The organism is Rhodobacter sp. 4.3.4 (assembly GCF_058724655.1).
In genome coordinates, this window is record NZ_CM178967.1 from 3,012,256 (window position 1) to 3,037,769 (window position 25,514).

Below are 25,514 nucleotides of genomic sequence, written 5' to 3' on the forward strand. Positions count from 1 at the left end.
TGTGAACACATGGTTCAACGCACCCTGCCCGAGAAACTGTCGATTCTGGCCGACGCCGCGAAATATGACGCCTCCTGCGCGTCCTCGGGCGGCGAACGGCGCGGCTCGCGCGATGGCAAGGGGATCGGCTCCACCACCGGCGCGGGGATCTGCCACGCCTGGGCGCCCGATGGCCGCTGCATCTCGCTGCTGAAGATCCTGCTGACGAATTTCTGCATCTACGACTGCGCTTACTGCATCAACCGGGTGTCGAGCCGGGTCGAACGGGCGCGGTTCAGCGTCGAAGAGGTGGTCAGCCTGACGCTGGAATTTTACCGCCGCAATTACATAGAGGGGCTGTTTCTGTCCTCGGGCATCATCCGCTCGCCCGACGAGACGATGGCCGAGATGGTCCGCGTCGCCCGCAGCCTGCGCGAGCGCGAGCATTTCCGCGGCTACATCCATCTGAAAACCATCCCCGATGCCGCGCCCGAGCTGATCGCCGAGGCGGGGAGATGGGCGGACCGGCTTTCGATCAATGTCGAACTGCCGACCGAGGCCGCGCTGACGCAGCTCGCCCCCGAGAAATCGGTGCAGACGATCCACGGCGCGATGGCCGAGGTGAAGGCCCGCGGCGAGGCCGCGAAGGACCGCACCGCGCGCGGCACAAGGGCGCCGCGCTTTGCGCCCGCCGGGCAATCGACGCAGATGATCGTTGGCGCCGATGCCGCGACCGATGGCGAGATCCTGCGCAGATCCTCAAACCTTTACAATACTTTCGCGCTGCGCCGCGTCTATTACTCGGCGTTTTCGCCGATCCCCGATGCATCAAGGATGCTGCCCTTGATCCAGCCGCCCCTGGTGCGCGAACACCGGCTGTATCAGGCCGACTGGCTGATGCGGAATTACGGCTTTGACGCCACCGAAATCGCCCCGCCCACCGGCATGCTCGATCTGCAGATCGACCCGAAACTGGCTTGGGCGCTGGCGCATCGCGGGCTTTTCCCGGTCGATGTGAACCGCGCCCCCCGCGAGATGCTGTTGCGCATCCCCGGCATCGGTCCGCGCAGCGTCGAGCGCATCGTGACGGCGCGCCGCCACCGCACCCTGCGCTACGAGGACCTGCTCGCCATCGGCTGCGTTTTGAAACATGCCGAGCCCTTCATCACCCTGCCCGGCTGGTCGCCCCGCGCGCTGCCCGATGATGCGAACCTGCGCGCGCGGTTTGCCCCGGCGCCGGAACAGCTGAGCCTGTTCTGATGCAGATCGCCCTGCCCCGCATCGGCACCGTCACCGCCTGGCGGCAAGAGGTGCGCAAGCTTGCCGCTGCGGGCATCGATCCGGCGGCGGTGATCTGGTCGGTGGGCGAAACGGCGCCCGATCTTTTCGCCACCGCGCCCCCTGCCCCGGGGCCATCGACGCAGCTCATGCTCTCGCGCGAGGCGGTGGAAGGGATCGAGATGGCCTTGATGCATTCCGACCCCGAGCGGTTTTCCCGCGCCCATGCGCTGGTGCTGCGGCTCTCGCGGCGGGAGCTGCGCTGGGGGGATCGGTCTGACCCGTCCTTGCGGCGGCTGCTCGATCAGCAAAAGGCGGTCGGGCGCGAGATCCACAAGATGCATGGTTTCGTGCGCTTTCGCGAGGTGACGCCGCCCGGGGCGAACCGCCGCGCCTTTGCGGCCTGGTTCGAGCCCGACCATCACATTCTGGAAGCCGCAGCGCCGTTCTTTGCCCGCCGCTTTGGCGACATGGACTGGCTGATCGCCACGCCGACCCTGACCGCGCGCTGCGAGGCGGGCGAGATGCGGATCGAGGAAACCGCGGCACGGCAACCGCCGCCTGCGGACGCGACCGAGGAGCTGTGGCGGGTCTATTTCGCCGCGATCTTCAACCCGGCGCGGCTGATGGTGAAGGCGATGACATCGAACATGCCGCAGAAATACTGGAAAAATCTGCCCGAGGCCGATCTGATCCCCGGGCTGATCCGGGCCGCCGAAACCCGGGTGCGGGCGATGCACGACCCAGACACGCTCCCCCCCGAAGGCCCGCCCGGCGGCCGGTTGCGCCGCAAGGCACCGGCAGTCAGGGGCTAGCGCCCCCGGATCAGATCGGAAAAGGGTTTCGTGCCGTCGAACCGCTGCCCAAGCGGGGTGATCAGCGCCGCCGCGTCGCGTTCGGCGGCCGGGGCGGCGGCGATCACGCCCAGATCGGTCAGGTAATCGGGCAAACGGCCCGACAGAACCAGACGCCGGTCCAGCGGCAGATCGGGTTTGAGGCTGCGCGCCAGCCGCCAGACCGCGGTGGTGCAATTCGAGGTCAGGGTGTTGTAAAACCGCGGTTCCTGTTCCAGCTCCTGCGCCAGCGCAAGATAGGACAGGAACATGTCGCGGATCTGCGCGGGCGTCAGATCGACCCGGTAAAGCCGCACCTGTTCCTTGCGGTAATTGGTTCGCCCTGAACAACCCGATCACGCGACCAAGGTGATCTGATCGCGGCCCTCGTCGCCCCTCATCGCCGCGATGACCAGCGCGATCAGGTGCGCCAAAACCGTCCGCAGCCAAGCCAGGATCTTGCGGATATTGTGCCCACAACCGCACAGCACCGCGAAGAGCGCATCACCGATCGTGCCTTTCAGCGGGCTTCGGGCAAGTCGACCATCGGTCTTCATGTGGCCGATTTCGGGCTCGATCGCCGCGCGTCGCCTCAGATCAGCGGCCAGAGCCGGGGTCAATCCGCGTCGGGTGCCGCTGATCAGAACCTGGGTCTTGTCGACGCCGTGGCCGCGATAGCCGCGGTCGACGACCACCAGTTCGGGCAGGCGCTCGGTCAGGATTTCCACCTGTTCGAGCGCAGCCCCCAGCGTGTGGCCGTCGTAGGGATTGCCCGCGAAACTGCGCATGCCGACGACAATACCCTCGTCGAGCGTCGTGGCGATGCTGACCTTGCAGCCAAATTCATACCGCACCCGCGCCTTGCCCTTGGAGATGCAATCGACCTCGGGCTCATGCAGGGCATAGATCTTGTCGCGCCCCTTCGGCTCCTGGCTCAGCAGTTTCGAGACCAGAACAAGCCGGTCCAGGATGCGTTCGCGCAACTCCCCTTCGGGGATGTCATCAAGCTGCCGGCGCAGGTCCCGAAGCACCCGGCCAGTATAACCCTTCAACGTTCTCAATGCCTTGCGCATGCGCTTGAACTGCTTGGCATGGGCATAACGCCCCACCCGCACCGCCAGCCGCGGGGCAAGGCGGGCATAGCTCTGGCGCAGCGACACCCCGGCCTCGGCGGCCAGAGCCACCAGCTGCGCCCGCGCCCGCTCGTAAAGCCGGGCGTCGGTCGGGTGGGCGATGGTCTTCTCCATCACGGTGGTATCGACAGCCACTCGCTTCAAGCTGCCCGGCTCGAGCGCCCCGGCCTTCTGCCCGGCCAGGATCGTCTGCGTCAGCATCCATTCGACACCTTCTTCGCCAATCCGCTGCCGCCAACGGGTCAGCGACGAGGGATCGATCGGCGGGCGATGCTGAAAGAAGGTCTCGCCGGTGAAGTGTTGGTAGTAAGGGTTCTCGACCCAACGCGCGACCACGGCCTCGTCCGACAGCCGAAACGCGTGCTGCAGATAGAGCAGCCCGGCGACCATCCGGGGTGGCGTGGCGGGGCGGCCGGTGCCCGAGGGGAAGAACCCGGACCATTGCTCCTCGAACACCTCCCAGTCGATCAGCGCGGCGAGTTTCACCAGCTCGTGGCGCGGGTCGATCATGTCGATCAGACGCGGGCGCAGCAGGTCGTCTTGTTCCGGCGGGCGGGAGCGATGCTTCATGCGGCGAACCGAAATTGCAGGGTTTCGAGCGGAATCATACGAAACCCTGCAGGGGATGGCGAGGAAAACCGCCTGTTCTGAGCGCGAAATCAAGGGATTCGCGATTGTTCAGGGTGAACTAATTGGTGCGCAGCTTGACGATATCGTCCTCGGTGGCGGCGATCAGCACCTGTTCGAACTGCCGGAAGAAGCCGCCGATCTCGTTGAACTTTTCGCCCTTCTCGCGGCGGATCTCGACCGAGAACACCAGCTGCTGGCCACTGGAAAAGCCGAAGCTGACCAGCAGATGCGCGATATCGGGGCGCGACCAGACCGAGGTGAACATGTCGAGGCTTTCGAGCTGGCGCAGGTCATAGGCCTGCGTGATCCAGCGCGGTGTCGCCGCGGTCTCCGAGGTCCAGTCGAAATCGCGGATGTTCGAGAGCGTCACCCGCTCTCCCTCGATCCGCGCAGTCACGCCGCGGGCAACGTCGATCTCCCAGTCGCGGTCCTGCCGCGGCGTGATCGTCTGATACCAGAGCCCCACCGTGACCGCGGTCAGCCCGACCAGCGCCAGCGCCAGCCCGCGATGATCGCCAAACCAGAGCCCGAGCGCGGAAAGCGCCGACAGCCCCAGAAGCGCCAGCGCGATCAGGCGCACGGGGCCGGAGAGCTGCAGCCAGACCGCCGTGGCGGCCCAGGCGGTGCCCGCGAGGATCAGCGCGACGACAAGGACATGGCCCAGAACATGCAACAGACGGAACATCATGGGTCTCCCAAGGCGGTGGGGCGGGGTCTCCCCGCCGGGGTCGGTTACAGGGGGGCTTGCCCGAAGCTTCGGCCAGCAGACGCCCGGTCCGGGCGTCTTCCGGCATGTTGCAGATCCGCTCGGCCTCTTCCCTGTCGCGCAGGGCTTTCGACAGCGCGGCAGTGGCATAGACCAGCATCAGAGCAGCCATCGCATCGTATCCCTAGCCATCGCATAATATCCCTTGGCGGAAAAGCTGGCTTCGAGCGACCAGATCGCCCCGGCCATCATCCCCGCGGCGATGGGGAACATGATACGGGTGACAAGGGTCCGGCGGTCGAGACCTGCGGGAGGCGCGTTTACGCCCCGACCGAGCGGATCTGCGGCGCGGCGGCGATCACCAGCGGATCGAGCCCGGGGCAGCCCGCCACAACATGCGCCAGCAGCGCCGCCCGCATCGGCGGCGACCAGTTTTCGGAAATATGCGCGGCGATCGAGCCGGCCCTGTCGCCCGGTTGCACCGCAAAGAAATCGGCGATCTGGTTCGCCATCCGGATGATCTTGTCGTCGCTCATTCTGCCTCCGTGTCCGTGTAGAGGGTCGGCCCGCCGGGGCCGCGGGCGATCAGCGCAAGGCCTGCGGCCTGCGCCTCGGCCACGGCCAGCGCGGTGGGGGCCGAAGGCGCGATCAGCACCCGCGCGCCGATCATCGCCGCCTTCTGCACCAGATCGACCGACAGCCGCGAGGTCAGCACCAAAGCCCCCGTCGCCGCGTCGACCCCCTGCCCCGCCAGCGCCCCCGCCAGCTTGTCCAAAGCGTTGTGCCGCCCGACATCCTCGCGCAGCGCCAGCATCTTCGCCCCGTCCCAGAACCCCGCCGCATGCACGGCCCGGACCGCATCCTGCAGGCTCTGCCCGGCCCGCAAGGCCGCAAGCGCGCCATCGGCCAGGGGGGCGGGGGCGCCAAGCGCCAGCTTGGCGCCCCCGCCCCGGGGCGCCCGCGGCAGCGGGCGCAACACAGCCGCCAGGCTGTCGATGCCACAAAGCCCACAGCCGACCGGACCGGCCATCGCCCGCCGCCGCGCGGCAAAGCGCTGCCCGGCAGGCGCCGCCAGCCAGCCCCGCACCTCGATCCCCTGCCCCTGCCGCACCACCTCATGACGCAACAGCTCGGCGCGATCGGCGATCATCCCCTCGGTCAGGGCAAAGCCCAGCAGGAAATCCTCAAGATCCACCGGCGAGGCCATCATCACCGCCTGCGTCACGCCCTCAAAGACCAGCGCCACCGGGACTTCCTCGGCCAGCACCGCCCGGTCGCCACCCGGCAGGGGGACCGTGACGGCCCCGTCGGGCAGGCTCATTCGGCCGCCTCGATCCGCCGCGCGGCCGCCGCCTGCGCCGTATAGTCCCGCTGCCAGTCCGAGGGCCCGTTCGACGCCGCCACCTGCACCGCCGTCACCTTGTATTCCGGGCAGTTCGTCGCCCAGTCGGAATTGTCGGTGGTCACCACATTCGCCTGCGTGTCGGGGTGGTGGAAGGTTGTGTAGACGACCCCGGGCGAGATCCGATCCGTCACCCTTGCCCGCAGCGTGGTTTCCCCCGCGCGGGAGGCCAGCCGCACCCAGTCGCCGTCGCGGATGCCCCGCGTCTCGGCATCGCTCGGGTGGATTTCCAGCCGGTCCTCGTCATGCCAGACGATGTTTTCCGTCCGCCGCGTCTGCGCGCCGACATTGTATTGGCTCAGAATCCGCCCCGTCGTCAGCAGAAGCGGAAACCGCGGCCCGGTCCGCTCGTCGGTCGGCAAGTAAGCCGTGCGGATGAACCGGCCCTTGCCGCGCACGAAGCCCTCGACATGCATGATCGGTGAGCCCTCGGGCGCCTGATCGTTGCAGGGCCATTGCACCGAGCCGCGGGCGTCGAGCATCTCATAGGTCACGCGCGCAAAGCCCGGCGTCGTCGCGGCGATTTCGGCCATGATTTCAGACGGGTGCGTGTAATGCCAGCCCGCCCCCAGCGCATTCGCCAAAAGCTGCGTCACCTCCCAATCGGCAAAGCCCGCCTTCGGCGCCATCACCTTGCGCACCCGGTTGATGCGGCGTTCGGCATTGGTGAAGGTGCCGTCCTTTTCCAGAAAGCTCGAGCCGGGCAGGAAAACATGGGCGTAAGTCGCGGTCTCGTTCAGGAACAGGTCATGCACGATGACCAGATCCATCGCCGCAAGCCCCGCCGAGACATGCCGGGTATCGGGGTCCGATTGCAGGATATCCTCGCCCTGAACGTAAAGCGCCTTGAACCGCCCCGCGACCGCGGCATCAAGCATGTTCGGGATGCGCAGCCCCGGTTCCGAGGAGAGCCGCACCCCCCAGGTCCGTTCGAACAGACCCCGCGTCGCATCGTCGGAGACATGCCGATAGCCCGGGAATTCATGCGGAAAACTGCCCATGTCGCAGCTGCCCTGCACGTTGTTCTGCCCCCGCAGCGGGTTCACGCCAACGCCCGGCCGCCCGATATTGCCGGTCATCATTGCAAGGTTCGCAATCGCGATGACGGTGGTCGAGCCTTGGCTGTGCTCGGTCACGCCCAGCCCATAGTAGATCGCGGCATTCGGCGCCGCCGCATAGGCCCGGGCGGCCTCGCGCAGCAAACCCGCCGGAACCCCGGTCAGGCTTTCCACCGCCTCGGGCGCGTAATCCGGGTTCGCGACGAAGTCGGCGTAATCCGCCCATTCGTCCCAGTCGCAGCGTTCGCCGATGAAGCGGCTGTCGAAAAGCTGCTCGGTCACGATCACATGCGCCATCGCGGTCATGACGGCCACGTTCGTCCCGGGCTTCAGCTGCAGATGCCAGGCCTCGCCCCGGTGCGGCGTGTCCAGAAGATCGATCCGGCGCGGATCGACGACAATGAGCTTCGCCCCCGCCCGCAGCCGCTTGCGCAGGCGCGAGGCAAAGACCGGATGGCCGTCGGTCGGGTTCGCGCCAATGACCAGCGCCAGATCGGTTTCCTCGACCGAGTCGAAATCCTGCGTCCCGGCCGAGGTGCCAAAAGTCTGTTTCAGCCCGTAGCCGGTGGGCGAATGGCAAACCCGCGCGCAGGTGTCGGTGTTGTTGGTGCCAAAGACCGCGCGGGCCAGCTTTTGCACGAGGTATGTTTCCTCGTTCGTGCAGCGCGAGGAGGTGATGACGCCCAAGGCATCGGCGCCGTGGCTGTCGCGCAGCGCCCGCAGCCTTGTGGCGGTGAAGTCAAGCGCCTCGGTCCAGTTCACCTCGCGCCAGGGGTCGGTGATCTTGTCGCGGATCATCGGTTTCAGGATGCGGTCGCGATGCATCGCATAGCCATAAGCGAAGCGCCCCTTGACGCAGCTATGGCCGTGGTTTGCCGCGCCGCCCTTCCAGGGCACCATGCGGACGAGCTGATCGCCCAGCATATGCGCCTCGAAGCTGCAGCCCACGCCGCAATAGGCGCAGGTGGTGACGACTTTCCGTTCCGGCGTGCCGATCTGTTCGACCGATTTTTCAACCAAGGTCGCGGTCGGGCAGGCCTGCACACAGGCGCCGCAGGAGACGCACTCCGAGGACAGGAAATCCGGTGCCGCGGGCGAAATCCTTGCGTCAAAGCCGCGCCCCATCACCGTCAGCGCGAAAGTGCCCTGCACCTCTTCGCAGGCGCGCACGCAGCGCATGCAGACGATGCATTTCGCCGGATCATAGCTGAAATAGGGGTTTGAGGTGTCCTTCGGAATGTAGCGCGGGTTCGGCCCCGTGGCGTCGCGGCGCGCGAAATGGGTGTCTTTCGCCTGATAGCGGACCTCGCGCAGACCGACGGCGCCCGCCATGTCCTGCAATTCGCAATCGCCATTCGCCGCGCAGGTCAGGCAGTCGAGCGGATGGTCCGAGATATAAAGCTCCATCACGCCGCGGCGCAGGTTCTGCAACTGCGGCGTCTGCGTATGCACCCGCATGCCAGGCGCAACCGGGGTGGTGCAGGAGGTCGGCATGCCCTTCATCCCCTCGATCTCGACCATGCAAAGCCGACACGACCCCACCGGCTCCACGCTGTCGGTGGCGCAAAGTTTCGGAATGGAAATCCCGGCTTCCGCCGCCGCCCGCAGCACCGAGGTGCCCGCCGGCACGGTGATCTCGACCCCATCGATGGTCAGATGCACCGGCGCGCCCTCGCGTTTCGGCGTGCCCATGTCCTGCGTCCAGTCGAGCGGGGGAATGATCAGGTCTTTCATTCGGCGGCCTCGCTTGCGCAGGGGAAATCGGCGGGGAAATGGCGGATCGCGCTTTGCACCGGATAGGGGGTGAAACCGCCCAGCGCGCAAAGCGAGCCAAGTTTCATCGTCTGGCACAGATCATCCAGCAGCTGCATCGCCGAGGCATCACCCGCGGCGATGCGGTCGATCACCTCGACCCCGCGCACGGCGCCGATACGGCAGGGCGTGCAGGTGCCGCAGCTTTCAATGGCGCAGAATTCCATCGCGAAGCGGGCCAGTTTCAGCATGTCGGCGCTGTCGTCATGCACCACCAGCCCGGCATGCCCGACCAACCCGCCCTGCCCCGCGAATTGTTCATAGCAAAAGCGCAGGTGGTAATCGGTGATCGGATGATAGGCGCCCAAGGGCCCGCCCACCTGCACCGCCTTGACCGGACGGCCACTGGCGGTGCCGCCGCAGATCTCCTCGACCAGTTCCCCAAGCGTGAGACCAAAGCCGGTCTCAAACAACCCGCCGCGTTTGACATTGCCGCCGATCTGCAACGGGATCGTGCCGCGGGAACGATCCATGCCGAAGCTTTCATAGGCCTTCGCGCCATGGGCGATGATCCACGGCACCGCGGCGAGCGACAGCAGGTTGTTCACTACGGTGGGCTTGCCGAACAGCCCCTTCAGCGCGGGCAAAGGCGGTTTCGCGCGCACCGTGCCGCGCTTGCCTTCAAGGCTGTTCAAAAGCGAGGTTTCCTCGCCGCAGACATAGGCGCCCGCACCGACGCGGACCTCCATCTCGAACCCGGCCCCCACCAGAACAGGTTTCGCCAACGCGACCGCCGCGCGCATCACCGCGATCGCATCGGGATATTCCGAGCGGATATAGACATAGCCGCGTGTCGCGCCGACCGCGTGACCGGCAATCGCCATGCCCTCGATCAGGCAAAAGGGGTCGCCCTCGATCAGCATCCGGTCCGCAAACGACCCGCTGTCGCCCTCGTCCACATTGCAGACGATATATTTCTGATCGGCCTGCGCCGCGGCGACGGTGCGCCATTTGATGCCGGTGGGAAAGCCCGCGCCGCCGCGGCCCCGCAGACCCGAGGCAAGCACTTCCTCGACCACCTCGGCGGGGGTCATTTTCAGCGCCTTGCGCAGCCCGGCCCAGCCTTCCGCGGCGGCGAATTGCGCCAGCGACAAAGGCTCGATCCTGCCGCAGCGGGCAAAGGTCAGCCGCGTCTGGCGCTTGAAAAAGGGGATTTCCTCGACCAGCCCCAGGGCTTTCGGATGGCTGTCGGGCGCGTCGAACAGGCCGGGCACATCGGCAGGCGTCATCGGGCCGAAACCGATCCGGCCCGCGGGGGTTTCCACCTCCAGCAAAGGTTCGAGCCAGATCATCCCGCGCGAGCCGTTGCGGGCGATCTCGAGCCGCACACCGCGGTTCTCGGCCTCAAGCCGCAGCGCGGCCAGAACCGCCTCGGCACCGCAGGCTTTCGCGGCAGCATCACAGGGCAGCCAGATCTTCATGCGCCCACCTCTGCCAAGATCCCCGCGACCGTGGCCGCATCGAGCCGCCCGACCAGCCGGTCATTCACCATCGCCGCGGGGGCACAGGCGCAGAGGCCCAGACAATAGACCGCCTCCAGCGTCACTTCCGAGGTGCTTTGCCCCAGCCGCAGACCCAGCGCCGCTTCAAGCCGCGCCTGCACCGCATCCACGCCCATCGCCTGGCAGGCCTCGGCCCGGCAGAGCTTGATCACATGCCGCCCCGCAGGCGCCTTGCGGAAATCGTGGTAGAAGCCGACCACCCCCGCCACCTCGGCCCGGGTCAGCCCCAGTTCGGCGGCGATGGGCGCATAGGTGTCGTCGGGAATGAACCCAAAGGCCGCCTGCACATCCTGCAGGATCGGCAAAAGCGCCCCTTCCCGGCCGCGATGGGCCGCAAGAATGGCGCGCAGGCGCGCGGTATCGGTCATGTCGTCCTCCCGCCTTCAGCCTGCGGCGAAAGGACACACAAGGCAATGCGGTTTCCGACAGGTGATGGCGGTTTTGCGAAGGATCAGCCCTGCCAGCGGGCCAGCGCGGCCTCGTCGGCGTCCTTGGCCGCGACCCAAATGGCGCCGTCGCGGCGGATTTCCTTCTTCCAGAACGGCGCGCGGGATTTCAGATAATCCATCAGGAATTCCGCCGCCTCAAACGCCGCGCCCCGGTGCCGCGCGGCGGTGGCGACCATCATGATCGGCGCCCCGACCGCAAGCCGTCCGTGCCGGTGAATCACCAGCGCCTCGGCCAGATCCCAGCGCCCCCGCGCCTGATCGACCATCGCCGCAATCGCGCTTTCGCACATGCCGGGGTAATGCTCGATCTCCAGCGCCTGAAGCGTGCCGGTATCGTCGCGCACAAGGCCGAGGAAGCCCACCACCGCACCGACGTTTTTGCGGTTTTCGGAAAAGGCGGACAATTCCGAACCGAAGTCGAAAGCGGCCTCCTGCACCCGGACCGGCATCTCAGCCCCCTGTCATCGGCGGAAAAAACGCCACCTCGCGCACGCCTGCCAGCGGCGCATCAAACCCGGCCAATTGCTGATCCAGCGCCACCCGCAGCGCCGAGATATCGGCAAAGGCGGCGTCATAGCGCGGTTCGCGGGCGCGCAGTTCGGCCACAAGGTCAAGGACGGTGGCGGCCGAGGTCTCGACCCGCTCCCGCGGCAGACCGATGCGCTCGCGCAGCCAGGCGAAATAGACGATGTCGAGCATGTGTCCCCCGGTGGTGGTTCGGGGTGAGCCTAGCGAGACCGGGGGGCGGAGACAACCGGGGGAGGCGGTGGGTCAGAGGGCAGCGAAGCATTGGGCGCGACTTCTGGTCGCCAACGCGACAATCAACAGAAATAGGCGAGCTTACCTTGGGAAACTCTCGTCACCCAGCTCCACCCCTTCGCTGTAGGCTACCATTCTGACATAAGCGCGAAACATCGGATCACGGAATCTATACCAGCCTGTTTGCAGACGCTCGACAACCGATCCATTTGACGCCTTGCACAGGGCATTAACATGATTTCTCAGAGTTTGATCTTTATCTATGGGCTCACGTCCAATCCTTTGCGACATGATTGAATAATAGTCCTTGGAGATATCTTTATACTGACGATCCTTTATATGAGGCCCATGAGCGATTGCCCAGAGAACCTCAACATATCGATCAGTACCCTTCAGAGTTGCAGCCTCATATGCACCTTGCAAATGTGTTGCTGCGCTTGCGGCCGCACGGCGCATCGCCTCATTGAAAATTGCCTGACTGATAACTCTTCCACTCAACCTTTCTTGGAATGCAACATTTAACACCTCGTCAACAATCAGGTGTGCGAAAGTGGGATATCCGCAGGCCACTTGCCCAACGCGAATCTGCTGACCACGCGGCATCTCCAAGCCAAACTGGAGAAGAATATTAACTATTACACTCCAAATCTGATCATCAGAAAGAGGCTCGAGCTTAACCGCAGAGATATATCTTCCGACAGATTCGTGAGAGCCAATTAAAGACTCAAGATTTGAGGCAACTCCACAGAAAAGTAACTTCACGCCCAAACCATCTACAGACATTTGCTTTGCAAGCGAGGTCAGAAAATCAATCGTATCCTGACTTTCCAACTGATCAAACTCATCAATGATAATAACATCCTTTTTCCCATTTTCAAAATCCATCGGGAAAAGAGATCCAAGCAATTCGGAGGCGTGATTGACGGAGCTAATCTTTGTTTCGGGCCGAAATCCACCCATTTGCCCCTCAACAGAAAGGCCTAACGCCTCTAGCTTCAACTTAAGTGAAGAATTCCCAAAGAGTTTTGGATTCCGAGCGATCGCTCTGCGAGCAATGTCTTGAAAAAGGCTTTCTGGCGTTGAACGTTTTTCACAGGCTATCGCGGGGCCTTCCCTTGCGATATCCCAGAACTTCGCCACAGCAGAGTGCGCAAGTGACGTCTTTCCGACTCCTCTGCGCCCCCAAACAAATATATTTGAGCCTTCTCTCTCAATAGCGCTTTGAACAAGTGACAGAGGCACATCCCGACCAACAAGCTGGTCAGGTTGAGACACCTCACTTGAGGGGTGGACAAATTGTTTTTTTAAGTCAACGAAGGTCTTTCTGTCGAGCTTATCAAAATTCATCCCCACTCCTCCACAAACTCCCGCCACTCGCCCTTGCTCATGCCGGAGGTCTCCGCCGTCACCACCTCGCCCGCCAGACGACGTTTCAACACCTCTTTCGCCTTAGCAGACAGGCTCACCGCGCCCAGACGGTAATCCTCGAAGGCCTCGTAGGCCTGCGGCACCCAGTCTTTCACGATGTCGCACATGATCTGGGCATAGACCCGGATTTCATATTGCGCATGCACATCCGCCCGCAGCCGCAGGAAGTGGAACAGATTGTGCAGGTCGATCTTCCAATACCATTGCGTATAGACATTCGCGGGCAGGTTCATCCGCGCCAGTTCCCGCGCCAGACCCAGCTTGCCGGTGTCGGCATCGGGGGTCAGCATGTCCTCGTAATGGTCATAGGCGCGCATCGCATCTTCGCGCAGAAGATCCAGCACCCGGGCCGCCTCGGCGCCTTCCAGAACCTGACCGCGGCCCTGATTGTTGACCGTCGATTGCGCCGCCAGATGCTCGGGCGCGGGGATGTAGAATTCGCGGTCCATCACCGAATAGCGCGCGGAATATTCGTTCACATTGGCGGTGCGGTGGCGGATCCACTGCCGGGCGACGAAGATCGGCAGCTTGACGTGGAATTTCACCTCGCACATCTCGAAGGGGGTCGAGTGCCAGTGCCGCATCAGATAGCGGATCAGGCCGCGGTCATCCGACACCGCCTTGGTGCCGCGGCCGTAACTCACGCGGGCGGCCTGACAGATTGCGGCATCGTCGCCCATGTAGTCGATGACCCGGATCAGCCCGTGATCCAGCACCGGATGGGCCTGATAAAGCCGCGCCTCCATCCCCGCCGAGGTGGCACGCAGCGTGGTCTGGCTGCTGGCGCGCTGGGCGGCGATCTCGGCAAGCTGGTCTGGGGTAAGCGACATGGGGGCCTCCGGGCTAGAATCGCCGCGACTATATCTGGCAAAGCAGGCCGCCGAAACCGCGAGATACGGTGGGACCTTCGGCAGAGCTGTCGCAGCCCGGGCACGGCTGCCCGAAGCACCGGCCCGGGGGCCGTTGCAAATTGACTTTTTTGCAATTTTTCGGCACCTTTTGAGGCAACGAGCAGTCAACGAAAGTTTTCATTATGCGCAAACTGGTTGTACCAGTGATTTTGATGGGATGCCTTGCCGCCTGCAGCGGGGCGGCTGTGGTCAAGGGCGGGTCCGACTCGAACCCCGGCACCGACCCGAATCCGCCGATCGACAGCGACGGCACCTTGCCGCCGGGCACCACAAGCCCCAAGCCCGCGACCGGCATCGTGCGCTATGAACCCAAGGACGACAAGGGCAACGGCTACGCCACCGGCTTCAAATATGACAGCACGAACGACACCTTCTCGGTCGACAACCTGGCGTTTGACGGGGCGGACAAGCCCTATACGCGCGACCGGAAGGTCGGCAGCCTTGGACAACGCTTCGCCGTCTATGAGGGGCCGGAAAGCTACCCCGACGACGTGACGGACGTTCCGATCCGGCAATTCCAGCATCGCGCGATCTACGGGGTCAGCCAGAGCGGTCAGGTCGAACTGGCGATCGTGCGTACCGGCTCCTATATCAACTACGGCTTCGGCGGCTTCATCTATCAACGCAACGGCGGGGTGGATCTGCCGACCAAGGGGATTGCCACCTATTCGGGCGAATATGCCGGGCTGCGCGACTTCTCGGGGCGTGCGGGTCTGGAATATGTCAACGGCGACATGACCATGGACATCGACTTCGGGGCCTTCGACAAGGCCGGTGCGGTGCGCGCCGCTGTCAACAACCGGCGCGTCTATGACGTGGACGGGAATGACATCACCGCGGATATCACCGCGGCCCTCGGCACGAATGGCACCGTGCTGCCGACGATCACCTTCGATGTCAGCCCGGGTGCGATGACGAAGAACGGGGAAATCACCGGCAAGGCGCGCTCGTCTGTGACGGATGCGAACCAGGTGATTACCCCCTTCGAGCAAGGCAAGTACTATGCCATCGTCTCGGGCATGGGCACGTCGGCCAGCGGCGATGGCGCGACCGAAGTCGTCGGGATCGTCGTGATCGAGGCAGCAGACCCGCGCGGCGCTTACACGACGCGCGAGACGGGCGGTTTCCTGCTCTCGCGCCCGTAGACGATCATGTCGCTGTGGCGCCTGGCGCGAAGTGCGATCATGGCGGCGATGCTTTCGGGCCTCGCCGGCAACCAGGTTCATGCCGAAGGGCCAGAGCCGGGGCACCGCCCACGCGCACTTTCGCCCGAGGCGCTGCGGCAGGTGGCGCTGATGGCTCTGCGGGCCGAAAGACCGGCCCTGGCCCGGGATGCGGCGCAGGCGCTGCTTGCGCGCGACCCGCAGGACCTGCGCGCCGCCCTGATCCTGTCGCAAGCGCAACGAGACTTGGGCGCCTATGATGCCGCGGTCCGCACCGCGCGGCAGGTCTGGCGGCAGGCGGAGGATGACGGTCTGAAGATGGGGGCTGCCTTCGCCGCGGCGCAGGCGCAATCCTCTGCCGGGCGCCGCACCATCGCGCAATTCTGGCTGCGCCGCGCCGTGCAGGTCGCCCCGACCCCGCAGGCGAGGGCCGTGGCGATCCGCGACTTTCAATATGTGCGGGCGCGGAATCCCTGGAGCCTGACGCTGGATGTCGGCGTCACGCCGTCCTCGAACATCAACGGCGGCACGGATGTCGACAAGATCTGGGTGTACGGGCTTCCCTTCACCCTGTCGGGCGACAGCCGGGCGCTTTCGGGGTATGAGACCCATGCCGCGCTTTCGGCGCAGCGCACCGTAGCCGAGTCGCAGACCCATCTGTATCGGCTGGGAACGAACCTGGTTGGGAAGGCCTATCGGCTGTCCTCCGAGGCGCGCGATCTGGCCCCGAATGCAAAGGGCTCCGATTACGCCTTCTGGGCCAGCGAGGTATTTCTGAACGGGCGCATCCGCGCGGGGCGCGGCGCGGATGAATGGGATCTGCGCTTCGTCCTTGGCCACAATGATTATGGCGGTGCGGCGCTTTCGAACTATGGCAGCCTTGGCCTTGGCCGGGGTTTCGACTTCGGCAAGGATCGCAGCCTGCATCTTGGCGGCTATATCGAACGGCAATGGCGTCTTGATTCCGATGATCGCTCTGCCGTGCTGCGCTTTGCAAATGGCGCCTGGAGCCAGAAGATGGGGCCAGGCACCGCCTCGCTGTCGCTGACCTTCGGTGCGGTCGATTCAGATGCCCGCGATGTCAAGCACATCCGCAAGGGCGTCACCTTGGCTTACGACTTCCAGAAGCCAATTCTGGGCGCCGGTCTTGGCGTCAGTCTCGGATACGAGCGGCGCGATTATGGCCGGGTGTCCTCGCTTCTGGACGAGGACCGCACGGACGAAACGCTTGCGCTGGGCGTCGAAGCGCTGCTGCACGATCGGCAATTCATGGGTTTCGCGCCCGAACTTGACCTCAGCTACAAGAACACCGACTCGAACTGGGCGCTGGGATCAAGCAACGACCTCAGCCTGTCGCTGCGGATCAAGTCGGCGTTCTGAGCTTGTGCCCTGCCGCGGCTGCGCTATCCTTCGCGCGGAAACGGAGACCTCCCATGCAGATACGCTACCTTCACACCATGCTGCGCGTGCTGGATTTGCAGCGCACGATGGATTTCTTCGCGCTTCTGGGCCTTTACGAAACCCACCGGATCGAGAACGAGCAGGGCCGCTTCACGCTGGTCTTCATGGCCGCGCCCGGGCAGGAAGACACCCCGGTCGAGCTGACCTACAACTGGGATGGCGACCCCGCCCTGCCGTCGGACAGCCGCCATTTCGGCCATCTCGCCTATGGGGTCGAAAATATCTACGAGATCTGCGCGCATCTGCAGGCCAATGGCGTGACGATCAACCGCCCCCCGCGCGATGGCCGCATGGCCTTCATCCGCAGCCCCGACAATGCCTCGGTGGAGCTGTTGCAGATCGGCGAAGCCCTGCCCCCCGCCGAGCCGTGGATCTCGATGCCCAATATCGGGCATTGGTAAGGCTGCGCGATTATCACCCAGCCGCGGGGCGTTTCGCTCTGCGGCAACTTCGGCTAGAGCGGGGCGGCGGGATCAATCCCGCGCAAGACCGAGGATGCCATGCCCGCCAAAGACCCTGTCACCGCCGACCTGATCCGCCGTCTGGAGGCGCAAGACGCCCCCGCGCCGCTTGTGCAGGCGCTGGCGCAGGAGTTTGCCACCGGGCGCTTCCCCGACCCCGAACTGGCGCTGAACGGGCTGCGCGCGGCCTTGGCGGCGGCGGCGGAAACCGCGGCTCTGGCCGCTGAGCACGAGACGCTGAAACAGGTTGCAGCCCTGAATGCCGCGGGCGATCGCGCCGCCGCGGCGGCGCTGCTGGACGGCGCGACCGAGGAGCCGCTGCTTTCGGCCGCCTTCCGCCAGGACCGGATCTGCAACGCCCCCGAACGGGCGGCGGCGCGGCAGATCGAACGGCTCAAGGCCGCCGCCCCCGCGGGGGGCGTGTTCCGCGCCTCGGTCGATCTGCTTTATGAAAAGCTGGAAGCCGGGGAAAAGGCGGGCGATCCCTTTGACATGCTTCTGGCGCTGGAACTGGCCAAGGCGCTTTACAAGCGCGCCAAGGGCGGCGAGCTGGGGCAGGCGCAAACAAGCCTTGGCAATTGCCATCAGATCATCGGCCAGTTCCGCCCCGGTCGCAAGCATCTGGACCTTGCGGCCGAGCTGTTCACCGCCGCCGCCAAGGCCGTGGCGCGGACGAAACAGCCGGAAAACTGGGCCTTTTCGCAGCACAATCTGGGCGGCATCCACGAGCTGATCGGCCTGCGCCATCGCGACGGTGCAATGCTGAAAAAGGCGATCAAGGCCTATTCGGCAGTGCTGGAGGTGTTCAATTCCCAAGGCTCGCCGCTGGAATGGGCGAACAGCACCGCGGCGCGGGCGAATGTGCGCGCCGCTTTGGGCCGGATGACGGGCGAAGCCGCGCTGATCGAAACCGCGCTGGCAGATCTGGACGCGGTGCTTGAGGTGCTCAAGCAAGACGAGCATCCGGCCGAATGGGCCTCGGCGCGGGCGACGCGGGCACTGGCGCGGCGGCATCTGGCCGAGGTGACGGGCGATGCCGCGCACCTGCCCGCCGCGCTCGCGGAATTCGAGCAGGCCGATGCGGTTCTGGCCGGGCTCGACGCGCCCGCCGAGCGGGCAAGGTTGCTGCACAATCTGGGCCTGACGGCGCTGGCCCTGCCCGGAGGCGCCGGGCTTGACCGGGCCGAGCAGGCCTTTGCGGCGGCGCTGGCGCTGGGCCGTCGCGATCACGCCGATTACCGCTGGGCGGAAAGCCTGACCGGGCTGGGCGAGGTGGCGCTTTTGCGCGGCGATACCGCCACGGCCAGGGCGCATCTGAGCGAGGCCAAGGCAGTTCTGGCGCTTGATCCGGCCAGCGCCGCGCTGGAACGCTGCGCGGATCTGCTGGCCGGGATCGGGGCCTGAGATCAGGCGTTGAACAGGAAGTGCAGCACGTCGCCGTCCTGCACTTCGTAAGTCTTGCCCTCGACGCGGAACTTGCCCGCCTCTTTCGCGCCGCTCTCGCCGCGGTATTGCACGTAATCGTCATAGGCGACGGTTTCGGCGCGAATGAAGCCGCGCTCAAAGTCGCCGTGAATGACCCCCGCGGCGGCCGGCGCCAGCGTGCCCTTGCGGATCGTCCAGGCGCGCGCCTCTTTCGGGCCGACGGTGAAATAGGTCTGCAGGCCCAGAAGGTCGTGACCGGCGCGGATCAGACGGTCGAGCCCGGCTTCGTGCAGGCCGAGTTCTTCCAGGAACATCGCGGCTTCATCGGCGGCCAGCTGGCTGATCTCTTCCTCGATCTTCGCCGAAATCACCACCGTCGCCGCACCGCTCGCGCGCGCCATTTCGGCCACGCGCGCAGATTGCGCATTGCCCTTGGCGGCGTTTTCTTCCTCGACGTTGCAGACGTAAAGCACCGGTTTCGCGGTCAAAAGCTGCAGCATCCCCCAGGCCTTGCGGTCATCGTCCGCCACCTTGACCGTGCGCGCCGGGCGGCCCGCCTCCAGCGCCTCTTTCGCGGCCAGCATCAGCCGCGCGTCTTCCTTGGCCTGCTTGTCGCCCGCATTGATCTTGCGCGCGATGTTGTTGAGCCGCTTTTCCAGGCTTTCCAGATCGGCAATCATCAGCTCGGTCTCGATCGTCTCGGCATCGGCCAGCGGATCGACGCGGCCCTCGACATGGGTCACGTCGCCGTCTTCAAAACAGCGCAGCACATGGGCGATGGCGTCGGTCTCGCGGATATTGGCCAGAAACTGGTTGCCCAAGCCCTCGCCCTTCGAGGCGCCTTTCACCAGACCCGCGATATCGACAAAGGTCATCCGCGTCGGGATGATCTGTTTCGACCCGGCGATCTCGGCCAGGGTGTCAAGGCGCGGATCGGGCACGGCCACCTCGCCGACATTCGGCTCGATGGTGCAAAAGGGGAAATTCGCCGCCTGCGCCGCGGCGGTTTTCGTCAGCGCGTTGAACAGCGTCGATTTGCCGACGTTCGGCAAGCCCACGATCCCCATGCGAAAGCCCATGTCACTCTCCTTGATGATTGCGCGCCTCTTACGCGGCCCGCGCTTTGCGCGCAAGCTTGCAGGGGCCGCAAAGCACGCCGCGGCCCTTTCGCCATTGATTTTCTGCGCTGCTTCCCGCAAACCCGCACGGACATTCGAAGGGGACCGCCATGACTCGCATCGACGCCAAATTCGCCGCCCTGAAGGCCGAGGGCAAGAAGGCCTTCGTCGCCTATATCATGGCGGGCGACCCGGATCTGGCAACCTCGGCCGAGATCCTGCGGGGCCTGCCCGCGGCGGGGGTGGATATCATCGAGCTGGGCCTGCCCTTCACCGACCCGATGGCCGATGGCACGACGATCCAGCTCGCGGGGCAACGCGCGCTGGAGGGCGGGCAGACGCTGCAACGGACGCTCGAGATGGTGGCGGCGTTTCGCCAGACCGATGACACGACGCCGATCGTGATGATGGGCTATTACAACCCGATCTACAGTCGCGGCGTTCAGACCTTCCTGAAAGACGCAAAAGAGGCGGGAATTGATGGGCTGATCGTCGTCGATCTGCCGCCCGAGGAAGATAGCGAGCTGTGCCTCCCGGCGGCCGAGGCCGGGATCAATTTCATTCGCCTCGCGACGCCGACGACCGATCACAAGCGCCTGCCGAAGGTGCTGCAGAACACCAGCGGATTTGTCTATTATGTTTCCGTGACCGGCATCACCGGCTCGCAAGCCGCGCAGGCGGCCGATGTCGCGCCGGAAGTGGCGCGGATCAAGGCCGCGACCGATCTGCCGCTGATCGTCGGGTTCGGCATCTCGACCCCCGAAGCGGCGCGGACGATTGCCGCGGTGGCCGATGGCTGCGTTGTCGGATCGGCCATCGTCAAGGAGATCGGCGCGGGGAAAAGCCCGGCCGAAGTTCTGGCCACCGTAGCGGCGCTGGCCGCGGGCGCGCATTCGGCCTGAGCGCCCCTTCTGCAACGGCGAAGGGGGGCGCTGCCCCCCGTCCCTCGGACTCCCCCCGGGATATTTTTGGCAAGATAAAACAGGCGGCCTTTGGCGCGGCCTGACCAGTTGCTTGCAATTGCACCAAGGATTGGTAAGTTCACTTGACCAGTTGGAGGAGGGGCCCCGTGACCGTCATTACCTGCATCGACGATCTGAAGGCATTGCACCGCGCGCGCACGCCGAAGATGTTCTACGATTATTGCGAGAGCGGCTCTTACACCGAGCAGACCTTCCGCGAGAACACGACGGATTTCGCGCAGATCCGGTTGCGGCAGAAGGTGGCGGTGGACATGTCCGGCCGCTCGGTCGCGACCACGATGGCGGGGCAGAAGGTGGCGATGCCGGTGGCGCTCGCCCCGGTCGGGCTGTTGGGGATGCAGCGGGCAGATGGCGAGATCAAGGCGGCGCGGGCGGCGGCGAAATTCGGCGTGCCCTTTACCCTTTCCACCATGTCGATCTGTTCGATCGAGGATGTGGCGGCGCAGTCCCCCGATCCGTTCTGGTTCCAGCTTTACGTGATGCGCGACGAGGAATTCGTCGATGCGATCCTTGAGCGGGCGAAGAAGGCGCGCTGCTCGGCGCTGGTTCTGACGCTGGACCTGCAAATTCTGGGCCAGCGCCACAAGGATCTGAAGAACGGCCTGACCGCGCCGCCGAAGCTGACGCCGGCCAATCTGCTCGACATGGCGACGAAGCTGACCTGGGGCCGCGAGATGCTGGGCACGCCGCGGCGCTTTTTTGGCAATATCGTCGGCCATGCCAAGGGGGTGGGCGATGCGGCGTCCTTGATGAGCTGGACCTCGGAGCAGTTCGACCCCTGTCTTGACTGGAAAAAGATCGCCCGCATCCGCGACCAATGGGGCGGGAAATTCATTCTGAAAGGCATTCTGGATGCCGAGGACGCCCGCGCCGCCGCCGATTTCGGCGCCGATGCGATCATCGTGTCAAACCACGGCGGGCGGCAGCTGGATGGCGCGCTGTCCTCGATCCGCATGCTGCCCGAGATCGTCGCGGCGGTGGGCGACAAGACCGAGGTCTGGCTCGACAGCGGCATCCGTTCGGGGCAGGACATCCTGAAGGCGCTGGCGCTGGGCGCCAAGGGCACGATGATCGGCCGCGCCTATGTGCATGGCTTGGGCGCGATGGGCGAGGCGGGGGTGACAAAAGCGCTTGAGGTGATGCGCAAGGAGCTGGATATCTCGATGGCGCTGTGCGGCGAAAAACGGGTGCAGGATCTGCGCCGCGACAACCTGCTGGTGCCCGAGGGCTTCTTCACCACCTATCGCTGAGCCTGCGCGGCCCGGGGGCGCCCGGGCCCTCAGGCCCGCCGGATTCGCCGCAGCGCCCAAAGCCCGGGCAGGATCGCGGCCAGGATCAGCGCCACCGCAACAAAGGCCGCGCGCAGACCAAAGGCCTGCGCCAGCGCCCCCACCACCACCGGGCCGATGAAAAAGCCGGTAAAGCCGATCATCCAGGCGCGCGAAATCGCCAGTGCCCGCTCCGAGGGTGCAACCCGTTGCCCCAAAAGCGAATTGGCCGAGGGCACGACGACGGCGACGCCCATGCCGATCAGGCCGATGCCGAAAACGGCCAACGCCTGCACCGGGGCCAGCGCCGTCACCAGCGCGCCAAGGCACCCCAGAACGGCAGAGAGCGCCACCAATCGCGCCTCGCCCAGACGCGCGGCCAGCAGCTGACCGCCGAACCGCCCCGCCGCCATCGTCAGGCCCAGCATCGCCGGGCCGAAGGCGCCCTCGCCCGGGGCGCCGCCCAGATTGCGCTCGATATGCAGTGCCGACCAGGTCTCGGTGGCGTTTTCGGCGACGAAAGCGGCAAACAATATCGCCGCCGCGGCCAGCGCCGCCGCCCAGGGCGTGCGGGCGGCGGCTTTCGCCGCGGCCTCCTCGGCGCTGGCGGGCCTGCGCTGCGCCTCGATCATCGCCACGGCCATCGCGACAAGGACGAGCGCCAGCACCGGCTGCACCGCCTCGGGCGCAAGGCCCACCCGCCGCGCCATCCCGGCGAGCGCCGCCGAGACGGCGAAGCCCGCCGAAAACAGCGCATGGTTCCAGTTCATCAGCGGCAGGCCGGTGTCATGCTCCAGCTCGGAAATCCGCACATTCGCCGCCAGATCGAGGCTCGACATCGCCACGCCCATGACGACCAGCGCCAGCGCCAGCGTCGGACCCGACTGGATCAGCAGCGGCAGCAAGGCCGCCAGCGCCAGAAACGCCCCGGTCAGCGGCAAGACCCGCAGTCCCAGCCAGCGCCCGACCTGCGGCGCCAGCGCCATCGCCGCCATCCCCCCCAAAGCCGAGCCGAGCAGGAGCACGCCGAAAAGCCCGTCCCCGACCCCGGCCCGGTCCTTGAATTCGGGCATCTGCGCCGCGAAAGCGCCCCAGAACATCCCCAGCGCACAAAGCCCGATCCCCGTCGCCCGGCTTACCCCGGCCACCTGCCGCAATGCCATTGCCGCCCCCTCAAACCGCTTTGAAACCGGCTAGCACAGCCCACGGCGCGCGCCCATCCCCGGGGGAAAAGGCATCGGCACGGTTTCGCCGGGGCTGTTACCAAAGCGTGATGAAACCCCTGCAAAACAAGGCGCGAATCTGCTGGACAAGCGGGGGTATCCTGTCTATCTCCCCCCCTCCATAGGCCCCACCCTTGGAGGGGGCCTCAATTTGCATTGGAGAGAGCAAATGGCGAAAGAGATCGAAACTCTCGTAGCCGAGGTGCGCACGGGGACGGGCAAGGGGGCCGCTCGCGCAGCACGTCGTGAGGGCAAGGTTCCCGGGATCGTTTATGGCGACGGCAAAGAGCCGCTGGCCATCAACCTCGACTACAACAAGCTGCTGACCCGCCTGCGCAAGGGCCGGTTCCTGTCGACGCTGTTCAACCTGCATATCGAAGGTCAGGACGACGTGCGCGTGATCTGCCGCGGCGTGCAGAAGGACGTGGTGAAGGATCTGCCGACCCATGTCGACTTCATGCGCACCCACCGCGCCTCGCGCATCAACCTGTTCATCCACGTGAACTTCGACAATGCCGAAGCCAGCCCTGGCCTGAAGCGTGGCGGCACCCTGACGATCGTGCGTCCGGAAGTCGAACTCGAAGTGCTCGCCGGGGACATCCCGGACCACATCACCGTCGACCTGACCGGCCGCAACATCGGTGACGTCATCCACATCAACGACATCCCGCTGCCGGAAGGCTGCAAGCCCACGATCGACCGCAACTTCGTCGTTGCCAATATCGCGGCGCCCTCGGGTCTCGTCTCGGCCGATCACGCCGAAGAGTGATCCTTTCCGCAAGGAAACGGGAAACGCCGGGCCTCTGCCCGGCGTTTCACATTCTGCCTCCGGCGGAGGTATTTGTGGCAAGATGAAACACCCCTTCATCTTGCCACAAATACCTCGGGGGTGCGGGGGCTGGCCCCCGCACCCCCGAGGTTTGAGACCGCCACGGGAGAGATGCGATGCAGCTTTGGGTCGGCCTTGGCAATCCGGGGGCGAAATATGCCGCCAACCGGCACAATATCGGCTTCATGGCGGTCGATCGCATCGCCGCCGATCACGGTTTCGCGCCCTGGAAGAAGGCGTTTCAGGGCTGTGTCAGCGAAGGCCGCTTCGGCTCGGCGCGGGTGATCCTTCTGAAGCCCGAGACCTTCATGAACCTGTCCGGCCAATCGGTGCGGGCGGCGGCGGATTTCTACAAGATCCCGGTCGGGGCGATCACCGTCTTTCATGACGAGCTTGACCTTGCCCCGGGGAAATGCCGGCTGAAACAGGGCGGCGGCCATGCCGGGCACAACGGGCTGCGCTCGATCCATCAGCACCTGGGCGAGGCCTATGCCCGGGTGCGGCTCGGCATCGGCCATCCGGGCGACAAGGACCGGGTGGCAGGCTATGTGCTGTCGGATTTCGCCAAGGCCGAGGCGGTCTGGCTGGACGATCTGCTGCGCGGCATTTCCGACGGGGCGCCAGCGCTCGCCGCGGGCGAGGGGGCGAAATTCCTCAATGCCGTGGCGCTGCGCACGGCGCCGCCGCGCCCCTCGACCGGCACCCGACCGGATGCTCCCCCTGCCCCGGCCACGAAGACCGCCGCCGCCGAGACGGATACGCGCTCGCCGCTCGAGAAGCTGGCAGATCGTTTCAAGCGCTGAGCACGGCGACCCGGTTCAGGCGGACAGCCGGGCGGTGTCACCGGCACGCCGCCCCGCGCGAAGCGCCGCCCCGGCCGGGATCGCCTCGATCGGCGCGGCCCCGGAGGCCAGCGGTTGCGCCTGTGGCCGGTCCTGCGCGGCCAGCGTCTTGCGGATCGCCTCCATCCGCGCCAGATGCTTGGCGAAATGCGCCTCCAGCCCGCCATCCAGCGCGATTTCCCGCCGGATCAGATCGACCGCCGCATCAAAGGGCAGCGCCGCGACATCGGGCAGATGCGCCAGCGTATCATGCGAGTCGAGATCGGCCCAATCGTCGAACATCGAGCTGATGTCGCACAGCATCACCGCGCCACGGTCGGTCACCACAAGCTCGGGACGCTCGAACAGGAAGCGATAGAGCACCGCCTTCGGCCCCGGGTTCACGGTGGTCACCTGCGGCAACAGGCCCATCACCTTGGCGGGCACCAGAAGCAGGCTCTTGCCCAGTTCCCGCGCCGCCAGATCGCTTTGCAAAAGCAGGCATTGCTCGGGCGCGACGAAGCGGCTGCGGGTATTGCCGAACAGACCCGCAGGCAGGCTGAGCGGCCAGAACCGATGCGGCATCGGATGGCGCAACCGCGCCAGCGGAAAGCGCTCGACCGTCAGCACCGGGGCCAGACCGCCGGTGAAGGTGCGCAGCTTCTCGCCCTCGAGGATCGACGCCGCCCGCCGCAACCCGCGCGCGGTCTGCAACACGGTCTCGTCATAGAAGCCCTGCGCCAGATCGAGAAACTCGTCCGTGCGCCGCAGCTGCTGCCCCGTCGTCGCCATGCGATCATCGAAATGGAACACATCGGCGAACGTATCCCGAAATCTGGTCATCTTGCGCCCTCCATCTCCCACCGAGTCCAGTCTGGGGCA

25 protein-coding genes are annotated in these 25,514 nt (G+C 65.6%); 10 read left to right on the forward strand and 15 right to left on the reverse strand.

The annotated features are described in order from the left end of the window. Nucleotides 1–9 precede the first annotated feature (9 nt). The gene (locus tag AC4PTB_RS14915; RefSeq protein ID WP_492190659.1) at nt 10–1,239 is read left to right on the forward strand and encodes a putative DNA modification/repair radical SAM protein; all 1,230 of its coding nucleotides are present in this window, start codon (nt 10–12) and stop codon (nt 1,237–1,239) included. Further along, nucleotides 1,239–2,072: a TIGR03915 family putative DNA repair protein gene (locus AC4PTB_RS14920; protein WP_492190660.1), complete on the forward strand. Its 834-nt coding sequence runs from the start codon at nt 1,239–1,241 to the stop codon at nt 2,070–2,072. Before AC4PTB_RS14915 ends, AC4PTB_RS14920 begins: the two co-directional genes overlap by 1 nt. Here AC4PTB_RS14920 and AC4PTB_RS14925 read toward each other — a convergent pair. The 12 genes from AC4PTB_RS14925 to thyX form a co-directional block, all read right to left on the reverse strand. Beyond that, nucleotides 2,069–2,407 carry a lipoprotein N-acyltransferase Lnb domain-containing protein gene (locus AC4PTB_RS14925; RefSeq protein WP_492190661.1) on the reverse strand — a complete coding sequence of 113 codons (339 nt, stop codon included), beginning with the start codon at nt 2,405–2,407 and terminating at the stop codon, nt 2,069–2,071. The genes AC4PTB_RS14920 and AC4PTB_RS14925 overlap by 4 nt on opposite strands. Before the next feature lie 39 nt (nt 2,408–2,446). After that, complete coding sequence (locus AC4PTB_RS14930; protein ID WP_492190662.1) at nt 2,447–3,793, reverse strand: IS5 family transposase; 1,347 nt, start codon at nt 3,791–3,793, stop codon at nt 2,447–2,449. A 118-nt stretch (nt 3,794–3,911) separates the two neighbouring features. Then, nucleotides 3,912–4,538 (reverse strand): lipoprotein N-acyltransferase Lnb domain-containing protein, encoded by a 627-nt coding sequence (locus AC4PTB_RS14935; protein ID WP_492190663.1) that lies wholly within the window; start codon nt 4,536–4,538, stop codon nt 3,912–3,914. A gap of 341 nt (nt 4,539–4,879) precedes the next feature. Further along, the gene (locus AC4PTB_RS14940) at nt 4,880–5,095 is read right to left on the reverse strand and encodes a formate dehydrogenase subunit delta (protein ID WP_492190664.1); all 216 of its coding nucleotides are present in this window, start codon (nt 5,093–5,095) and stop codon (nt 4,880–4,882) included. Then, nucleotides 5,092–5,880, reverse strand: a complete 789-nt coding sequence (fdhD, locus tag AC4PTB_RS14945) for a formate dehydrogenase accessory sulfurtransferase FdhD (RefSeq protein WP_492190665.1) — start codon at nt 5,878–5,880, stop codon at nt 5,092–5,094. Before fdhD ends, AC4PTB_RS14940 begins: the two co-directional genes overlap by 4 nt. Then, nucleotides 5,877–8,753 (reverse strand): formate dehydrogenase subunit alpha, encoded by a 2,877-nt coding sequence (fdhF, locus tag AC4PTB_RS14950; protein ID WP_492190666.1) that lies wholly within the window; start codon nt 8,751–8,753, stop codon nt 5,877–5,879. The genes fdhD and fdhF overlap by 4 nt, the downstream gene beginning before the upstream one ends. Further along, nucleotides 8,750–10,252, reverse strand: coding sequence for a formate dehydrogenase beta subunit (locus AC4PTB_RS14955; RefSeq protein ID WP_492190667.1), 1,503 nt, complete (start codon nt 10,250–10,252; stop codon nt 8,750–8,752). The genes fdhF and AC4PTB_RS14955 overlap by 4 nt, the downstream gene beginning before the upstream one ends. Continuing rightward, complete coding sequence (locus AC4PTB_RS14960) at nt 10,249–10,701, reverse strand: formate dehydrogenase subunit gamma (RefSeq protein ID WP_492190668.1); 453 nt, start codon at nt 10,699–10,701, stop codon at nt 10,249–10,251. Before AC4PTB_RS14960 ends, AC4PTB_RS14955 begins: the two co-directional genes overlap by 4 nt. Nucleotides 10,702–10,784: 83 nt before the next feature. After that, on the reverse strand, nt 10,785–11,231 hold the full coding sequence (locus AC4PTB_RS14965; RefSeq protein ID WP_492190669.1) for a molybdenum cofactor biosynthesis protein MoaE: 447 nt from the start codon (nt 11,229–11,231) through the stop codon (nt 10,785–10,787). A 1-nt stretch (nt 11,232) separates the two neighbouring features. Beyond that, the gene (gene moaD / locus AC4PTB_RS14970; protein ID WP_492190670.1) at nt 11,233–11,481 is read right to left on the reverse strand and encodes a molybdopterin converting factor subunit 1; all 249 of its coding nucleotides are present in this window, start codon (nt 11,479–11,481) and stop codon (nt 11,233–11,235) included. 141 nt (nt 11,482–11,622) lie between these two features. Continuing rightward, complete coding sequence (locus tag AC4PTB_RS14975; protein WP_492190671.1) at nt 11,623–12,888, reverse strand: AAA family ATPase; 1,266 nt, start codon at nt 12,886–12,888, stop codon at nt 11,623–11,625. Then, on the reverse strand, nt 12,885–13,799 hold the full coding sequence (gene thyX / locus AC4PTB_RS14980; protein ID WP_492190672.1) for an FAD-dependent thymidylate synthase: 915 nt from the start codon (nt 13,797–13,799) through the stop codon (nt 12,885–12,887). Before thyX ends, AC4PTB_RS14975 begins: the two co-directional genes overlap by 4 nt. 233 nt (nt 13,800–14,032) lie before the next feature. On the opposite strand from thyX, the gene AC4PTB_RS14985 reads away from it, so the two are divergent. The 4 genes from AC4PTB_RS14985 (at nt 14,033) to AC4PTB_RS15000 (ending at nt 18,369) form a co-directional block, all read left to right on the forward strand. Then, nucleotides 14,033–15,025, forward strand: coding sequence for a hypothetical protein (locus AC4PTB_RS14985; protein WP_492190673.1), 993 nt, complete (start codon nt 14,033–14,035; stop codon nt 15,023–15,025). A 6-nt stretch (nt 15,026–15,031) separates the two neighbouring features. Beyond that, the gene (locus tag AC4PTB_RS14990; protein ID WP_492190674.1) at nt 15,032–16,423 is read left to right on the forward strand and encodes a tetratricopeptide repeat protein; all 1,392 of its coding nucleotides are present in this window, start codon (nt 15,032–15,034) and stop codon (nt 16,421–16,423) included. Between the two features lie 53 nt (nt 16,424–16,476). Beyond that, nucleotides 16,477–16,905 carry a VOC family protein gene (locus AC4PTB_RS14995; protein WP_492190675.1) on the forward strand — a complete coding sequence of 143 codons (429 nt, stop codon included), beginning with the start codon at nt 16,477–16,479 and terminating at the stop codon, nt 16,903–16,905. 99 nt (nt 16,906–17,004) lie between these two features. Then, a complete protein-coding gene (locus tag AC4PTB_RS15000; RefSeq protein ID WP_492190676.1) occupies nt 17,005–18,369 on the forward strand; it encodes a hypothetical protein in 1,365 nt (454 codons plus the stop codon). Between the two features lie 2 nt (nt 18,370–18,371). Here AC4PTB_RS15000 and ychF read toward each other — a convergent pair whose 3' ends face one another. After that, on the reverse strand, nt 18,372–19,469 hold the full coding sequence (gene ychF, locus AC4PTB_RS15005; RefSeq protein WP_492190677.1) for a redox-regulated ATPase YchF: 1,098 nt from the start codon (nt 19,467–19,469) through the stop codon (nt 18,372–18,374). 149 nt (nt 19,470–19,618) lie between these two features. On the opposite strand from ychF, the gene trpA reads away from it, so the two are divergent. Together trpA and AC4PTB_RS15015 are read left to right on the forward strand one after the other, a co-directional pair. Then, nucleotides 19,619–20,410: a tryptophan synthase subunit alpha gene (gene trpA, locus AC4PTB_RS15010; protein ID WP_492190678.1), complete on the forward strand. Its 792-nt coding sequence runs from the start codon at nt 19,619–19,621 to the stop codon at nt 20,408–20,410. Nucleotides 20,411–20,577: 167 nt separating this feature from the next. Further along, complete coding sequence (locus tag AC4PTB_RS15015) at nt 20,578–21,741, forward strand: alpha-hydroxy acid oxidase (protein ID WP_492190679.1); 1,164 nt, start codon at nt 20,578–20,580, stop codon at nt 21,739–21,741. A gap of 29 nt (nt 21,742–21,770) precedes the next feature. Here AC4PTB_RS15015 and AC4PTB_RS15020 read toward each other — a convergent pair whose 3' ends face one another. Beyond that, the gene (locus AC4PTB_RS15020; RefSeq protein WP_492190680.1) at nt 21,771–22,922 is read right to left on the reverse strand and encodes an MFS transporter; all 1,152 of its coding nucleotides are present in this window, start codon (nt 22,920–22,922) and stop codon (nt 21,771–21,773) included. Between the two features lie 229 nt (nt 22,923–23,151). Between AC4PTB_RS15020 and AC4PTB_RS15025 the strand changes: the two genes are divergently transcribed. Both AC4PTB_RS15025 and pth read left to right on the forward strand, forming a co-directional pair. Continuing rightward, complete coding sequence (locus tag AC4PTB_RS15025; protein ID WP_492190681.1) at nt 23,152–23,751, forward strand: 50S ribosomal protein L25/general stress protein Ctc; 600 nt, start codon at nt 23,152–23,154, stop codon at nt 23,749–23,751. Between the two features lie 176 nt (nt 23,752–23,927). Further along, nucleotides 23,928–24,614: an aminoacyl-tRNA hydrolase gene (pth, locus tag AC4PTB_RS15030; protein ID WP_492190682.1), complete on the forward strand. Its 687-nt coding sequence runs from the start codon at nt 23,928–23,930 to the stop codon at nt 24,612–24,614. A gap of 15 nt (nt 24,615–24,629) precedes the next feature. On the opposite strand, the gene AC4PTB_RS15035 is transcribed toward pth, so the two are convergent. Continuing rightward, nucleotides 24,630–25,475, reverse strand: coding sequence for a Hint domain-containing protein (locus tag AC4PTB_RS15035; protein WP_492190683.1), 846 nt, complete (start codon nt 25,473–25,475; stop codon nt 24,630–24,632). Nucleotides 25,476–25,514 lie beyond the last annotated feature (39 nt).

Coding starts and splice junctions, on each gene's coding strand:
- AC4PTB_RS14915 (WP_492190659.1), top strand. CDS start 10: ATGGTTCAACGCACCCTGCCCGAGAAACTGTCGATTCTGGCCGACGCC.
- AC4PTB_RS14920 (WP_492190660.1), top strand. CDS start 1,239: ATGCAGATCGCCCTGCCCCGCATCGGCACCGTCACCGCCTGGCGGCAA.
- AC4PTB_RS14930 (WP_492190662.1), bottom strand. CDS start 3,793: ATGAAGCATCGCTCCCGCCCGCCGGAACAAGACGACCTGCTGCGCCCG.
- AC4PTB_RS14935 (WP_492190663.1), bottom strand. CDS start 4,538: ATGTTCCGTCTGTTGCATGTTCTGGGCCATGTCCTTGTCGTCGCGCTG.
- AC4PTB_RS14940 (WP_492190664.1), bottom strand. CDS start 5,095: ATGAGCGACGACAAGATCATCCGGATGGCGAACCAGATCGCCGATTTC.
- fdhD (WP_492190665.1), bottom strand. CDS start 5,880: ATGAGCCTGCCCGACGGGGCCGTCACGGTCCCCCTGCCGGGTGGCGAC.
- fdhF (WP_492190666.1), bottom strand. CDS start 8,753: ATGAAAGACCTGATCATTCCCCCGCTCGACTGGACGCAGGACATGGGC.
- AC4PTB_RS14955 (WP_492190667.1), bottom strand. CDS start 10,252: ATGAAGATCTGGCTGCCCTGTGATGCTGCCGCGAAAGCCTGCGGTGCC.
- AC4PTB_RS14960 (WP_492190668.1), bottom strand. CDS start 10,701: ATGACCGATACCGCGCGCCTGCGCGCCATTCTTGCGGCCCATCGCGGC.
- AC4PTB_RS14965 (WP_492190669.1), bottom strand. CDS start 11,231: ATGCCGGTCCGGGTGCAGGAGGCCGCTTTCGACTTCGGTTCGGAATTG.
- moaD (WP_492190670.1), bottom strand. CDS start 11,481: ATGCTCGACATCGTCTATTTCGCCTGGCTGCGCGAGCGCATCGGTCTG.
- AC4PTB_RS14975 (WP_492190671.1), bottom strand. CDS start 12,888: ATGAATTTTGATAAGCTCGACAGAAAGACCTTCGTTGACTTAAAAAAA.
- thyX (WP_492190672.1), bottom strand. CDS start 13,799: ATGTCGCTTACCCCAGACCAGCTTGCCGAGATCGCCGCCCAGCGCGCC.
- AC4PTB_RS14985 (WP_492190673.1), top strand. CDS start 14,033: ATGGGATGCCTTGCCGCCTGCAGCGGGGCGGCTGTGGTCAAGGGCGGG.
- AC4PTB_RS14990 (WP_492190674.1), top strand. CDS start 15,032: ATGTCGCTGTGGCGCCTGGCGCGAAGTGCGATCATGGCGGCGATGCTT.
- AC4PTB_RS14995 (WP_492190675.1), top strand. CDS start 16,477: ATGCAGATACGCTACCTTCACACCATGCTGCGCGTGCTGGATTTGCAG.
- AC4PTB_RS15000 (WP_492190676.1), top strand. CDS start 17,005: ATGCCCGCCAAAGACCCTGTCACCGCCGACCTGATCCGCCGTCTGGAG.
- ychF (WP_492190677.1), bottom strand. CDS start 19,469: ATGGGCTTTCGCATGGGGATCGTGGGCTTGCCGAACGTCGGCAAATCG.
- trpA (WP_492190678.1), top strand. CDS start 19,619: ATGACTCGCATCGACGCCAAATTCGCCGCCCTGAAGGCCGAGGGCAAG.
- AC4PTB_RS15020 (WP_492190680.1), bottom strand. CDS start 22,922: ATGGCATTGCGGCAGGTGGCCGGGGTAAGCCGGGCGACGGGGATCGGG.
- AC4PTB_RS15025 (WP_492190681.1), top strand. CDS start 23,152: ATGGCGAAAGAGATCGAAACTCTCGTAGCCGAGGTGCGCACGGGGACG.
- pth (WP_492190682.1), top strand. CDS start 23,928: ATGCAGCTTTGGGTCGGCCTTGGCAATCCGGGGGCGAAATATGCCGCC.
- AC4PTB_RS15035 (WP_492190683.1), bottom strand. CDS start 25,475: ATGACCAGATTTCGGGATACGTTCGCCGATGTGTTCCATTTCGATGAT.